The organism is Mycobacterium sp. HM-7 (assembly GCF_053852335.1).
Genome location: NZ_CM132657.1, coordinates 2,379,099 through 2,391,975, shown reverse-complemented (window position 1 = coordinate 2,391,975; position 12,877 = coordinate 2,379,099). Strand labels below are relative to the sequence as shown.

Annotated in this window: 8 protein-coding genes; 1 reads left to right on the top strand and 7 read right to left on the bottom strand. The window is 61.3% G+C overall.

Annotated elements, in window-relative coordinates; genetic code table 11:
* Positions 1 to 260: 260 nt before the first annotated feature.
* From ACWW1C_RS11470 to ACWW1C_RS11440, 7 genes are all read right to left on the bottom strand, one after another.
* On the bottom strand, positions 261 to 1,040 hold the full coding sequence (locus ACWW1C_RS11470; RefSeq protein ID WP_455983547.1) for a hypothetical protein: 780 nt from the start codon (positions 1,038 to 1,040) through the stop codon (positions 261 to 263).
* The gene (locus ACWW1C_RS11465; protein WP_455983546.1) at positions 1,037 to 4,234 is read right to left on the bottom strand and encodes a type I restriction endonuclease subunit R; all 3,198 of its coding nucleotides are present in this window, start codon (positions 4,232 to 4,234) and stop codon (positions 1,037 to 1,039) included. Before ACWW1C_RS11465 ends, ACWW1C_RS11470 begins: the two co-directional genes overlap by 4 nt.
* The gene (locus tag ACWW1C_RS11460) at positions 4,231 to 5,325 is read right to left on the bottom strand and encodes a PDDEXK nuclease domain-containing protein (protein ID WP_455983545.1); all 1,095 of its coding nucleotides are present in this window, start codon (positions 5,323 to 5,325) and stop codon (positions 4,231 to 4,233) included. The genes ACWW1C_RS11465 and ACWW1C_RS11460 overlap by 4 nt, the downstream gene beginning before the upstream one ends.
* A 75-nt stretch (positions 5,326 to 5,400) precedes the next feature.
* A complete protein-coding gene (locus ACWW1C_RS11455) occupies positions 5,401 to 6,453 on the bottom strand; it encodes a 5'-nucleotidase (RefSeq protein ID WP_455983544.1) in 1,053 nt (350 codons plus the stop codon).
* Positions 6,453 to 7,685 (bottom strand): restriction endonuclease subunit S, encoded by a 1,233-nt coding sequence (locus ACWW1C_RS11450; protein ID WP_455983543.1) that lies wholly within the window; start codon positions 7,683 to 7,685, stop codon positions 6,453 to 6,455. The genes ACWW1C_RS11455 and ACWW1C_RS11450 overlap by 1 nt, the downstream gene beginning before the upstream one ends.
* Positions 7,678 to 9,303 carry a class I SAM-dependent DNA methyltransferase gene (locus ACWW1C_RS11445; protein ID WP_455983542.1) on the bottom strand — a complete coding sequence of 542 codons (1,626 nt, stop codon included), beginning with the start codon at positions 9,301 to 9,303 and terminating at the stop codon, positions 7,678 to 7,680. Before ACWW1C_RS11445 ends, ACWW1C_RS11450 begins: the two co-directional genes overlap by 8 nt.
* 14 nt (positions 9,304 to 9,317) lie before the next feature.
* A complete protein-coding gene (locus tag ACWW1C_RS11440; protein WP_455983541.1) occupies positions 9,318 to 11,186 on the bottom strand; it encodes a hypothetical protein in 1,869 nt (622 codons plus the stop codon).
* Between the two features lie 171 nt (positions 11,187 to 11,357).
* On the opposite strand from ACWW1C_RS11440, the gene ACWW1C_RS11435 reads away from it, so the two are divergent.
* Positions 11,358 to 12,749, top strand: a complete 1,392-nt coding sequence (locus ACWW1C_RS11435) for a Fis family transcriptional regulator (RefSeq protein ID WP_455983540.1) — start codon at positions 11,358 to 11,360, stop codon at positions 12,747 to 12,749.
* Positions 12,750 to 12,877 lie beyond the last annotated feature (128 nt).

Sequence of the window (12,877 nt, the reverse complement as noted above, 5' to 3'; positions counted from 1 at the left end):
CGGTACCTAGATGACATCAACTGCGCACGGCAACCGGGCGCTTTCGCCAGCGGGCGGTCGGCAGTGAGCAGTGGCACCCCGAGCGCACCAACCAGCTCGACGTATAGGTGGTAGCGCAGGTTGCGCCGCTATGCCCATGCCGGGGCGGCCGCCGGTCCGACGTGGGCATAGCGATGACTGACCGCAGCAGCACCCGCCTGCCTGCCGGCGTCAGCCTCGACAGGGGTTATCTGCGCTACAGCGGTGAAATGGCGCTGCCGTTACCAGTGCCGATCACGGCCCGGTGGACCAATCAATACGTCCCGCGGATCCTGGTCGGTTGTCGCGACCTCGTACCCCTGCTCGACGTGCACTTCGGTACTGCGCTCGCGGCCATCGTCGTCGAATGCGATTGCGTTGATCCGCAGCGTCGTCGTCCACTTCCATTGCGCCATCCGCTCGACCGCATCCTCGACGGAGGCCTGGCATTCAGGGCACTCATCGTCGCCGCCGAGTTCGGCATGGTCGTCACATGGCAGGAAGTCGGTCTGATAGACGATGCCGGGATCCCACAGGTGCGCTACGGGGGGCCATTCGAGGTCGAACCACTGCCCCGGCTCGATACCGTAGACCCGAATCGCCTCTTCCAGTGCCGCCTTCTTGTCCGACTCGGACCAGGCCATTTGTGGCGGCAGCGCGACATCCTCGATCGGATCGACGCCCCGGTAGTCGCCGGGAATGCCCACTGGTTCGGGTGAATCCACCGTGGCCCGATCGGCACGGTCGTACCAATGAATCGTGCTCAGCTCGTCGTGTCGGACCGATGCGGGATCGATGGGCTCCGTCACCTCAGCTTCCAGGTACGCCCACGTGTTCCGCTTCTCATTCACCAACCGTGGCGGGAGCTTGCTGATGACCTCTTGGTGGATCACCTCGTCTTCGGCCCCCTCCGCCGGCATCTCGTCCATCAGGGCAACTTGATCCCGCAACCGCTGAAGGTTCACTTGGACCCCGTACCGATCTCGCGCGAGCGCAACCATGGCGCCCAACCGATCCCTCATAGGTACTCCCCCTTCGTATTTCGAGCTCGCTCGGCATACTGCGGCGCGAGCTCTTCCATCTGCTCGATCACCTGCTTGATGGCCGCGGGCTGCTTGTCCGGCGGGTACTTGTACTTGACCAGCAACCGCTTGATGGACGACCGCAGCTTGGCGCGCACGTCGTCACGCACAGTCCAGTCGGTCTTGGTGTCGCGCTGCATCACCGCAACCAGTTCACGGGCGATCTGCGCGAGTACATCCTCGCCCTGCAACTCGACCGCGGACTCGTTCGCGGCCACCGCGTCATAGAAGGCCAGCTCGTCATGGGATAGCGGCGGTGTGAAGCGCTTACCCCGGTCACCCTCGGTAGCGACCTCTTTGGCCAGCGCGATCATCTCGGCGATCACTTCTGCTGCAGTCAGCTGTTGGTTGGTGTATTTGCGCATCAGCTCGGCGACGCGGTCCGAGAACGCGCGCTGCCGAACCAGATTGTTGCGAGTCACCACGCCCATCTCTTTGGTCAGCAGTGCCCGCAACGCTTCGATCGCCAGGTGCGGGTTGGCGGCGTTCTTCGCCTTCACCTCGAACTCGGGCGTCAGGTCCGACAACGACGGTTTCGGCAGGCCGGCAGCCTCATAGATGTCGAGTATGCCGCCGGACGCCGTCGACTCATCGACCAGAACGGCCAACAGTCGCTTGATGTCATCGGGGATGGGCTTACCCTCGGCCTGGCGCTGCTGGGCGTCGTATTTGCCCATCCAGACCCGGACCTGCTCGTAGAACTTGACGGTGTCCCTCAGCCGATCCAGAGTCTCGTTGCCGGAGCACAGAGACCACGCCCGCGCCAACTGACTGACCAGCATGCGGAACCGATCCCCCAGAGTCGCTTCACCTTCGGCGACCTGATTGCCGAGTGTCGCCGGCGAGCGCAGATACTCGGTGAGCCCAGCCGCGGTCTTGATCCACCCGATCGTCGGCGCCTTCGCACGCCAGTCAAAGCCGACGCACAGCTCATCGAGTTGCGCAACAAGGTCCTCGGTCACTCTTACCGCCGAGTCGATGTCCTTGCCGACAGGCTGTTCAGCGCGGTCTGTGTCGGTGTACTCGGCGAGCGCCGTGGCGAGATTGTCCACCAGCGGCGCATATGCCACCAGCAGCCCCGAGGGCTTGCCTCGGAAGGTGCGGTTGACGCGAGCCAGCGTCTGCATAAGCAAGGCACCCCGCAACGGGCGGTCCAAATACAAGGTGTGCAACGGCGGGGCGTCGAAGCCGGTCAGCATCATGTCTTTGACGATGACGATCTGCAATTCGTCATCAGGGTCGCGAAGCCGCTTCTGGATCGTCTTGTTCTGAGCTTCGCGGCGAACGTGTTTGGCGATCAGACCCTGATCCTGAGGCGAACCGGAGTAGACGACCTTGATTGCACCCTCCAGCTCCGAATCGTTGTGCCACCCGGAACGCAGTTTGATGATCTCCTCATAGAGGCGGGCGCAAATCTCACGTGTCGCGCCGACGATGAAGGCTTTCCCGGGCGACTCGATGAACGGGCGCATGGCTTCTGAACGTGATTCCCAATGCGTGACAATGTCATTGGCGAGCTTGGCGAGACGCTCCGGCGCACCGTAGATGGCGTTGATCACGGCCACCGATTTCTCGATCTGCGCGCGTTCCACATCATCAAGGCCCAGAGTGGCCTCATCGACAGCGTGGTCGAGGTCATCCTCGCTGAAGTCTTCCGACCAGCCGACCTTGGCCAGACGCGGCTCGAAATACACGGGGACAGTGGCGTTGTCCTTGACAGCGCGGGTCAGGTCGTAGACGTCAATGTTCGGGCCGAATACGTCGCGGGTATTGCGATCGACCTCCGAGATAGGTGTGCCGGTGAAGGCAATGAACACAGCGTTGGGCAGCGCGTCGCGGATGTGCCGGGCGTAACCGTCGAGGTCGTCATAGTGGCTGCGGTGGGCTTCATCGACGACGACGATGACGTTGCGACGGTCGGTGAGCAGCGGGTGATCGGCCCCAGAGTCCCTCTCTGCTTTGGTGAGTCCGAACTTCTGCAGCGTGGTGAAGTAGATGCCACCGGTCGTGCGGTTGGACAGTTCCGTGCGCAACTCGGACCGCTTGGTTACCTTCACCGGCGACTCGGCAAGAAGTCGCGACCGGTTGAACGTCTCGAACAGCTGCGAGTCGAGTTCCTTGCGGTCAGTCACCACGACGATGGTCGGATTCTTCAGCTTGGGCTGCTGCGCGACCAGATGTGCGTAGAGCTCCATTTCCATCGATTTTCCCGAGCCCTGCGTGTGCCAGACAACGCCGGCTTTGCCGTTGGTCTCAGCGGCCTGCACGGTCGATCCGACGGCTTTGGTCACCGCAAAATATTGATGCGGCTTGGCAATTCGCTTGGTCAGTCCATCGCCGTCCTGGTCGAACGCGGTGAAGTTGCGCAGCAGTTGGAGAAACCGCTCAGTGTTGAACAGGCCGTCGATGAGGGTTTCCAGCTCTATCGGTACGTCATCGCCGACAGCAACGTCTCCCGGGGTGACGAGCCGACCATCGTCATCAACATTCCACGGTGCGAAGTGCTCCAGCGGGGTGAACGGGGTGCCGTAGCGGGCGGTGATGCCGTCGCTGACGACGGTGAGTACGACGAACCGGAATGCCATCGGGAATTCGTGCAGATAGGTCTGCAACTGGGCGTGCGCCGCGGCAATGTCGGCGTGCTTGGCGCCGGCTTGCTTCAGTTCGACGATGGCGACCGGCATGCCATTGAGGTACAGCACGATGTCGAAGCGGCGGTGCTTCTCCGCGGTTCGGATCGTAACCTGTTGTACCGCAAGGAATTCGTTCTCGTCGGGTTTATGGCTGACCAGCCGGATGGTCGGGTTCTGCTCGATCCCATCGGAGTCGATGTAGCTGATGCCGCGGTAGCCCTCTACGAGATAGGCGTGCAGCCGGTAGTTCTCGGCGACGGCGTCCTGCGATTGCGGTTGGATGATCGCGGCCCGCGCCTGATCCAGGTACTCGGCGGGCACGCCGGGGTTGAGTTGACGCATCTTGGCGAGCATGCGGGCGGGTAGCACGATGTCGGCCCAGGACTCGCGGCCGTCATCGGTACCCGGTGCGATCTGGGTGCCGGTCGATGTGCTCCACTCATGTTCACCGAGGGTGTCGAGTGCGATCAACTCCCAATCAGCTTCACTGAATCCGGTCATGACGTATCTCCTTGACGCGTTTCGTCTTCGAGTCCGGCTTCGAGTTCTTCGACTGTGGGCAAGCTGGCTTCGAGTTCGTCGGGCAAGCCCGCAGTGATCGCGGTCTTCCACTCGGCGACGCCGATAGGTGCGGTGTATCCGCGCAGTGCATACTCGGCGACGACGTTGTTCTTGGTCTTGCACAGGATCAGGCCGATAGTGGGCTTGTCGTCAGGATGACTCAGCAGGTCATCAACAGCAGCCATATACATGCCGAGCTGTCCGAGGTAGCTGGGATCGAAGTCGCCCACCTTGAGCTCGATCACGACGAAGCACCGGAGGCGCAGGTGGTAGAAGAGCAGATCGGCGTAGAAGTCGGTGTCGCCGATTTCCAAGTGGACCTGGCGTCCGACGAACGCGAAGCCCTGACCGAGTTCGAGCAGGAACGTCTCGACGTGGTCGGTGAGCGCTCGCTCCAGGTCATACTCGCGACGGACATCTGCGATGCCGACGAAATCGAACAGGTATGGGTCGCGGGTGGCCTGTTGCGCCAAGTCGGAGTCGGCCGGCGAGAGCGTACTGGCGAAGTTGGTGACCGCCCGTCCCGTCCGTAGATGGAGCTGTCCGTCGATTTGATGGACGAGCACATCTCGACTCCAACCCTGTTCGACAGCAGCTTCCGCGTACCATAACCGCAGTTCAGGGCTATCCAACTTCTCCAGCAACGCGATCTGATGTCGCCACGGCAATGTTGCAACGCTGCGTTGCAACATTGGCCAGTCCGGCCATGCCTCTGCGAATGTTCGCATGTACCGGAGGTTCCGAGGCGAGAATCCCTTGGCGTCTGGGAAGCGCTCGCGTAGGTCGTCAGCCAAGCGATCAACGACGCGAGCACCCCAGCCCTCGAACTCCATGCGGGCTACGATCTCTCTCCCAACTTGCCAATACGTCACGACCAATTCTTGGTTGGCTGCCGCAACGGCGCGTTGGCGTCCTGCCTGGACATGGTCGGCGACAGCGTCAAACAACTCGGGATACCAAACGGGCACTCCCGCCGCAGTGGTAGTCATCGGAAATCGGGCGCCCGGCTCACTGGACTTCTGATTGGTCATGGCGCCCACTCTCCGCCCGAGGGCCGACAAATCCGGCCGTGACGGAAATGCCAAGACGCATCGGCAGACTGGCGTCTAAGCAGTTTCTGACCGCGCCAGATCATCCGCCACCTCCTCGGATGTACCGACTACCGCCAGCTTCCCTTTGGCCGCGGCATCAGGAGGCAATCCCACATCGACCGCTCTTTCAGTCGACGACCGCACCTCGTTTGCGACTCCATATGGAATATGAACACCAGCGATGTGTTCGGCAGCTGTATCGAGATGGCCTTGCTGATCGTCGAAGAAGATGTGGGGCCGAAGGACTTGAAGCACCGACGACTTCTCGATTCCACCGAGGAAGAATGCATCGTTCACGTTGACGCCCCAAGCCCGCAGCGAATTCACCGCACGTTCGTGAGCGGGCGCGTTCCGAGCGGTAACCAACGAAACCCGCAATCTCGGTTGGTACGACAGATCTTTCAACCGACGTTCGTCTTCAATCGTCTGAATCCTGTTGAGGTCCTCCAGAAGTGGCTTCAGGAGCCCGGATGCCAGTGGAATGTCCCGTTTAACCGACTCGTGTTCTAGGTAGCTTTCAAGCCCATCCGCTGCTTTGTAGAACTGCTCGGATTCGTCGCTGGCGAGAACTCCGTCGAAGTCGAATGCGACGCGAAGCGACGCGTCGTTCGGATCGTACGTCGCGGAGGACGGAAGCACTTGGCCGGCAGGCAATCCGAGAGCGATGGCCGCATCCACATCTTGACGGTTCGCCGACAAGAACAACGACATGCTGAGCGCCTCGATGTAGGCGTACGGGGACTGTCCTTGAGTGAAGACGGCGCGGCTCACCGGAAGTCCCTGAGCGTGTACAGACCTCATCACTCTCAAGCCCGTCATTGGGTCGTTGCGCGACAAGACGATGACCTCCACAAGCGGATCATCAGGCCGCAGGTCGTTTAGGCCTAGCAGTCGCTGAATGAATGGGAACGCAACACCCGGTTTCAGCGTCTTGTCGATTCGTTTGTCCTGGTAGATGCGGTACTTCGCTTCGCCGTGCTTGCGGAAGTAGGCGTCGGACTTGGCGAGATCGAAAAGCGCACTCGAAGCGACGCCAACTACCAGCCGGTCGTCGAGCTGATAGGCCATTACAACACCTCCGCTGCAATCGTCTCGGCGTCCTTGACGCGGAGTTTGCCGGAAATCAAGAGCGGGACGAGTTCGTCGCGGGTCCTGACCAATAGACGTGATTCTTCTAGAGTCTCCGCGGCCAGTCGATGCAACGGACCAACCAATTCGGCGAACTCCTCCGACTGTGCAGTGTCAGGCAGTCTCACTGGCAGGTTCTTGAAGCGACCTCGGCTTAGTTCAAGGAAGGTTGCACCGTTGGCGTAGCTGATGAACTCGTCGACTCGTGAACGCATCTCGTGGAACAACCACCACTGCAACAATGGCTGCTTGGCGTTAACCACAATGAAGCCCTGATTCACCGCCATTGGAACCTGCGCCACCGCGAAAGCCCCGATCGTGGCACGCGATGTCATCAGGATGGAACCGGTCGGGTACAGCGACGATGAACAAGCGGCAAGCCCATCTTCAGTTATCGTCCGTGTCGTACTCCGTAAGTACGGACCGCTCAACGCAGTCACGTCAGTCGGCGTCGCCCATTGGACGTCGCCGTGCCAGTAGTGTTCAACGGTGGTCTTCGGCGTACCACCCCCGCCAATGCTGGCGACATCGTCAAAAGTGATTTCACCAAATGTCATTCCACTGATTGCACGCGCAAAGTAGACCTCAGCCAGCGCTTCCGAAGCCTTAACAACCCGCTCGTTCGCGGCGATCTTGTCATCGAGGGCGCCGAGCAGTTCGGCGATCGCTTCCTGCAACTTCATCGGCGGCAACGGAATCCGTTCCGTATTGGCGAATACTGTGTACTGAAATCGCGCAATGCCGGTGTGCTGAACTTGATACTCATACATCCGCCCCGCTGAATATAGGAACTGGAGATACCAGTACAGATAACGCGGATCGATACGTGTACGGTCCACTCGAAGAAATCGAGTAAAACTTGCACTAATCACCGGCTCATCGAACGCCTGCAACACATCAGGAGTGATCAGTAGAGAACGTCCCGTGGGTCTGTCTCGGGTGCCACCTGCAGTTTCGAGCAGAATATCGTTGGACTGCAACGTCCTTCGCCATACCGTTTTGTCCGGCAAGAAGCGCGATGGGACGGAGCCAATCTTTCGCAACCGCACCGCGGGGAAGTCAGCACCACGAATCACGTAGTGACGAGTGTGGTCCGCTTCCGAGGATTCCAGCCCCCAGTCGCCGTCCTTCGTATCGACCAACAGGTTCGCGAGCAGTTCAGTCTCACCCATCGATCCGCTCCAACTGTTCCCGCACAACCTTTTCTAGCCGTGCTGATTCATCAAACGCCGCAAGCAATTCCGTCTTCAGCCGCGCGACCTTCTCATCGATCGGTTCACCGTCGTCCTCGACCTCTGCCGCCCCGACATACCTTCCCGGGGTCAACGCATAGTCGGCCGCCTTGATCTCCGCCAACGTTGCAGACTTGCAGAAGCCCAGAACATCCTCGTAGTTAATCTTTTTCGCCACAGCAGAAGCGGACCCACGCCAGGCGTGATACGTGTCCCCAATCCGCACAATGTCTTCGTTCGATAACGCTCGCTCGGCCCGGTCCACCATGTAACCCAGTTCGCGGGCGTCGATGAACAACACCTGCCCCGACCGATCCTCAGACCCTTGCTTGCCGGCCGTCTTGTCCTTGGCGAAAAACCACAGGCATACCGGAATACCGGTACTACGGAAAAGCTGAGTCGGCAGCGCAATCATGCAGGACACCAAGTCGGCCTCCACGATCTGCGCACGAATATCGCCTTCCCCGCTGGAGTTCGACGACATCGACCCATTGGCCATTACCACACCGGCCTTACCACCAGGCGCCAGTTTGGACAGGATATGTTGAATCCAGGCGTAGTTCGCGTTGTTGGCTGGCGGCACACCGAAACGCCAGCGCGAGTCTTCTTCGTTCCGCGACCAATCCTTGATGTTGAACGGCGGGTTGGCCATCACGTAGTCCATTTGGGTATCGGCATGCTGGTCCCGCGCGAAGGTGTCGCCCCACCGCGCCCCCAGGCCCTTGTTGTCGATGCCGTGTATGGCCAGGTTCATCTTGGCCATTCGCCAGGTTTCCTCGATGCTCTCCTGGCCATAGATCGCAACGTTTTTCGCGTCGCCGTGATGGTCGGCGATGAACTTCTCGGTCTGCACGAACATGCCGCCCGATCCGCAGCACGGGTCATATACCCGGCCCTTGGTGGGCTCGAGCACCTCAACGATCACCTTGACCACGCTGGGCGGGGTGAAGAACTCGCCGCCCCGTTTCCCTTCTGCCCGAGCGAAATTTCCCAGAAAGTACTCGTAGACCTCGCCCATCAGGTCGCGTGCCTGGTGTTCACCCTGGCGGCTGAATCGCGCACTGTTGAACAGGTCGATCAGTTCGCCGAGCCGGCGCTGATCAATGTTGTCGCGGTTGTACAGCCGCGGCAGCGTACCCACCAGCGTGGGATTGGACTTCATCACCGCGTCCATGGCCTCGTCGATCAGCTGGCCGATATTCTTGGCCACCTCGCCGTCGGCGGCAGGTCTCCCTTTTGCGCTCTCCGCCAGGAATTTCCACTGTGCGACCGGCGGAACCACGAACACGTTGTAGCCGTGGTATTCCTCGGGATCGTCTATCAAGTCCTCGATCTGGGACTCGTCCATACCCTCGGCGGAGAGCTCCGCATGGATGTCCTCACGCCGCTCGTCGTAGGCATCGGAGACGTACTTGAGGAACACCAACCCCAGGATCACGTCCTTGTACTGGTTGGCCGACAGCGAGCCACGCAGCTTGTCTGCGGCCTTCCAGAGCGTGTCCTTGAGCTCCTTCATGCTCGACGGGGCCTGCGGCAGCTGCTTTTTCCTCGGAGGCATCTCTGCGTCCCTCTCTATCTCCGTGCACCGGCGACGCCGGGCGTGGTGGGTTGGGCATCGAGGGTGAGGGCACCGGCGGCGACCCCGTCGATCAATGCGGTTTTCAATTCGCGCGCCGCATCGACACGGCGGCGCGCTTCACGTTCGTAATCGTCGACCTGAATCAGCGCGGCCTCCAGACGCTCGGTTTCGTCTCGGCTCAGCACTGGCACGCTCCACGTCGGCCATTCGGTTCCCGCCGTTGCGGTTTCGATGATCGAGGTGGCCAGCACCATCGGTCCGACTTCGGCTGATTCCCGCAACCGGATGACCCGTGCCGGCGAGGCCACCATCGCGCCACCGACGGCATCGACCCACGCCCGCGGGTGCGGCTTCTCGACGAAGATGACGTCTCCCGGCTCGGTGCGCACAGCCCGCTGATATTTCTGTTCAGCGTCGAACGGGTCCAGTGCAATCGGCCCGGCAATCTCAGTGGGCAGCACTCGCACAGTGCCTTCGATGGAGGCGTCGGCTGGGTTTATGCGGCGGCCACGCTTGATCTCCAGGTGCCCATGCGAATGCAGCTCCCCCAGCGAACGGCGCTGCAGCCGGATATTGCCCGGTGAGGGCGCCACAAGCACATCCAACGGGCTCAGCGCAGCCGTAGTGACCAGAGTCGACCGGTGCACATTGTCCATATGGGTGGCCGCATCGATACCGCCCAGCCGTACAGCCCGAACACCCTGTGGGACTACAGGGCCACTCGCAAGCACCGCCGACAATCCGATTCGCCGCATGTAGAGAAAGGCTCGGCGAGCACTCTGGGCCAGTGCCCCGGCAACATCCGCCGCCAGGTCGGTCAGCTCGATCTGGTCGACTGCGGCGAGGTCGGCCACGCAAGGTTGTTCGACACCAGCATTGCCGACACACACCCACACAGCCAGGCTCTGCCGGTGAGCCTCCCGCCACAAGCCGCGCGGAAGCCTCAGCGCCGCAACAAGATTCTTGACACGCAACGTTTGAGCCCGACGGCTCTGCAACGGTCCAGAAAGCTGATCGGCCAGAGCCGCCGCTGACCCCACCAACACGGCAACGTCGCCTGCACCGAGTCCGAGCACAACCTGGTCGACGCGCTCGAGAGACTCGGCCAAACCAAGCCCGATCAGGGAGACCGTCGATACACGTGTCTGAACACCGCGTTCCTGGCGCTGGATGTCACGGATAACCGCGCGCCGTCGCAAGGCACGGTCAGCGGTCGCGATACCCACCCCGCAAGACTCGGCGACGTCCAACGCCACTACTGAATCGACATCAAGAAGCACGTCGTCCTGTTCGAGGAACACCGCCACTGCCTCGATGATGGCGCGCGTCAGATCGATACCGGCAGCAGACAGATCGCGCATGCCCAGTTGTCGCTTGAGCCGACCGCTTTCGAGGTAGGTCAGCGCATCTGCTGCACCGCGTGTCGCTGAGATAAGGTCGTCGACGTAGTCGAGCACCGCATCGGTGACTGTCAGCTGCCGGATCTCGTCGACCAGCAGCTCGTCATCGGGGTCGAACTCGTCAGCCAACTGCACGCGACGGGCGGCTGACGTGTCTGCGAGGTCCTGCCCGGTAAGCGCGTGCCAGCACAGCAGCGTCACCACATCCTCCAGTGCCGCGTCATCGGGAACGGCGAGGGCTGGGGCGTCGTAGGTCTGCTCCGCGTTGTTCCCTCGGCCAGTCCGAGTGAGCCAGTCGACAATCTCGTCGCGGTCAAACCGCGCCACGCCGCCACTGGAACTGACCGGCTCAGGGAAGGGCATCGACACGCCGCGCACCATCGGCCTCTTTCGCCACATGCTGACGACGGGTCGGCGTACCTTTGCAAGGTCCGCAACGTCCTGCAGCGTCAGCGTGTTCACGAGGCCTCCTTCCGGGCTCATTCCCAACGTATACCCATCATCAGTAATGGACAATTAGATGTACTGATAAGCCCACTTATCAGTAATCATCGTTGCCATTGCCTCATCGCCGACCGATTCTGTGTCCACCAGCTTCTGCACCAACTCAGAGGCCGACCCAAGGAGACAGACATGCCAAACAACGCCCACTTCAACGACGACTTCACAGCAGTCGATATCGAACGATTCACAGTGCAGGACAAGGACGTTGCGCGGGAGGCGCAACGCTGGACGACGGGCGAACGCGGCCTGCTCGTCGACGACCCCGACGCGCTCAGCACAGCTGATCTCGGCACGTTCGTGGCCGAAGCGATCAAGATCGGAGCCCACGCGCTGTCCGCAACCGGGCAAGCTCAGGACGCTCGGGCGCTAGAACGAATGGTCAAAGACCTCGGCGAGAAGGCCGCCGACACCAGTATCAAAGCTGCGGAAGCGACTGGGCTCGCGGTCAAGACTGCGTCGGAGGTGATGACCAAGGCGTCGTCGGACGCGAAGAAGGCCATTACAGACGCCGACAAGGCCACCCGCCAGGAACTCCAGAACTCGACCAAAACGGTCGTCACCGAGATCCAACGACTCTTCGGCGGCGAGCACCCCGAAGTCGTGGAACGCTTGCTCCCGGTCCTGGCCAAGTTCGGCGCCGACCTGGACGCAAAGGCCAAGACCACATTCAGCGCACTCCACGACAAAGCCGTCAAGCAGTTCGACCCGAGTGACCCGACCTCGCCGATCGCTAAACACACTGCGGCGCTGGATGTTCAGCAGCAGAAGCTCACGACGCTGATCGCCGACAACCACACGGACCTCACCAACAAGGTCGAACAGGTCGTCGTCGCACTGAAGCTTCAGGAGGCAAAGAAGTCCGTCACCTCCCGAACTCCTGGAAAGGGTGTCGCCTACGAAGACGCGATGGGCACGCTGCTGTTCGAGATCGCCGCGGGGTTGGGCGACGAGTACACCGACACCCGGAACACCGCGGGCGTCATCTCGCGGTGCCTCAAGGGCGACGGTGTGCTCTCCGTTGATGGGGGCAACGCCCAGGTGGTCGTCGAGATGACCGACTCAGCCAACCGCAGATGGGCCCCGTATTTCGATGAAGCCGAACGTAACCGGGAAGCCGGCGCATCACTGGGTATCGTCCCGACAGCCGAGCAGAACGGTGGTCAATCGATTCGGATGCTGGGCAACCGCCGAATCGTGTTGGCATTCGATCCTGAGATCGATGACCCGGCGCTGCTACGCACCGCGGTCATGCTGCTGCGGGCCGCAGCCCTGACCGCCGCCAGCCGCCGTGGCGCGCAAGAAATTGCCACCGCCGAGGAGAAGATCACCGAGGCCATCGCGCAGCTGGCGAAGATCGACAAGGTCAAGACGCTCGCCAGTTCTATTCAGAAGAACGCCACCAAGATCGAAAACGACTGCACCGGCATCAACGCCGGCATTCAGCGGCTGCTGACCGATGCCTTGGCAGCACTCACGGAAGTCCCCGGCGACCAGGCTCATGACCCCAGCGCCGTTGCCTGAGCGGACCTTGTCGGACGCCTGCGCTTAACCGTCACATTCTGCACCGGCGGCGGAATGACAAGCCCGCCGCCGGACCGCACCTCAGTTGCCCTACTCACTAAGGAAAACCCATGATTCGCCACCTCGTC

What these genes read in the sequence shown, in the direction of transcription:
- ACWW1C_RS11470 (WP_455983547.1), bottom strand. Translation starts at nt 1,040, where the DNA reads ATGAGGGATCGGTTGGGCGCCATGGTTGCGCTCGCGCGAGATCGGTAC.
- ACWW1C_RS11465 (WP_455983546.1), bottom strand. Translation starts at nt 4,234, where the DNA reads ATGACCGGATTCAGTGAAGCTGATTGGGAGTTGATCGCACTCGACACC.
- ACWW1C_RS11460 (WP_455983545.1), bottom strand. Translation starts at nt 5,325, where the DNA reads ATGACCAATCAGAAGTCCAGTGAGCCGGGCGCCCGATTTCCGATGACT.
- ACWW1C_RS11455 (WP_455983544.1), bottom strand. Translation starts at nt 6,453, where the DNA reads ATGGCCTATCAGCTCGACGACCGGCTGGTAGTTGGCGTCGCTTCGAGT.
- ACWW1C_RS11450 (WP_455983543.1), bottom strand. Translation starts at nt 7,685, where the DNA reads ATGGGTGAGACTGAACTGCTCGCGAACCTGTTGGTCGATACGAAGGAC.
- ACWW1C_RS11445 (WP_455983542.1), bottom strand. Translation starts at nt 9,303, where the DNA reads ATGCCTCCGAGGAAAAAGCAGCTGCCGCAGGCCCCGTCGAGCATGAAG.
- ACWW1C_RS11435 (WP_455983540.1), top strand. Translation starts at nt 11,358, where the DNA reads ATGCCAAACAACGCCCACTTCAACGACGACTTCACAGCAGTCGATATC.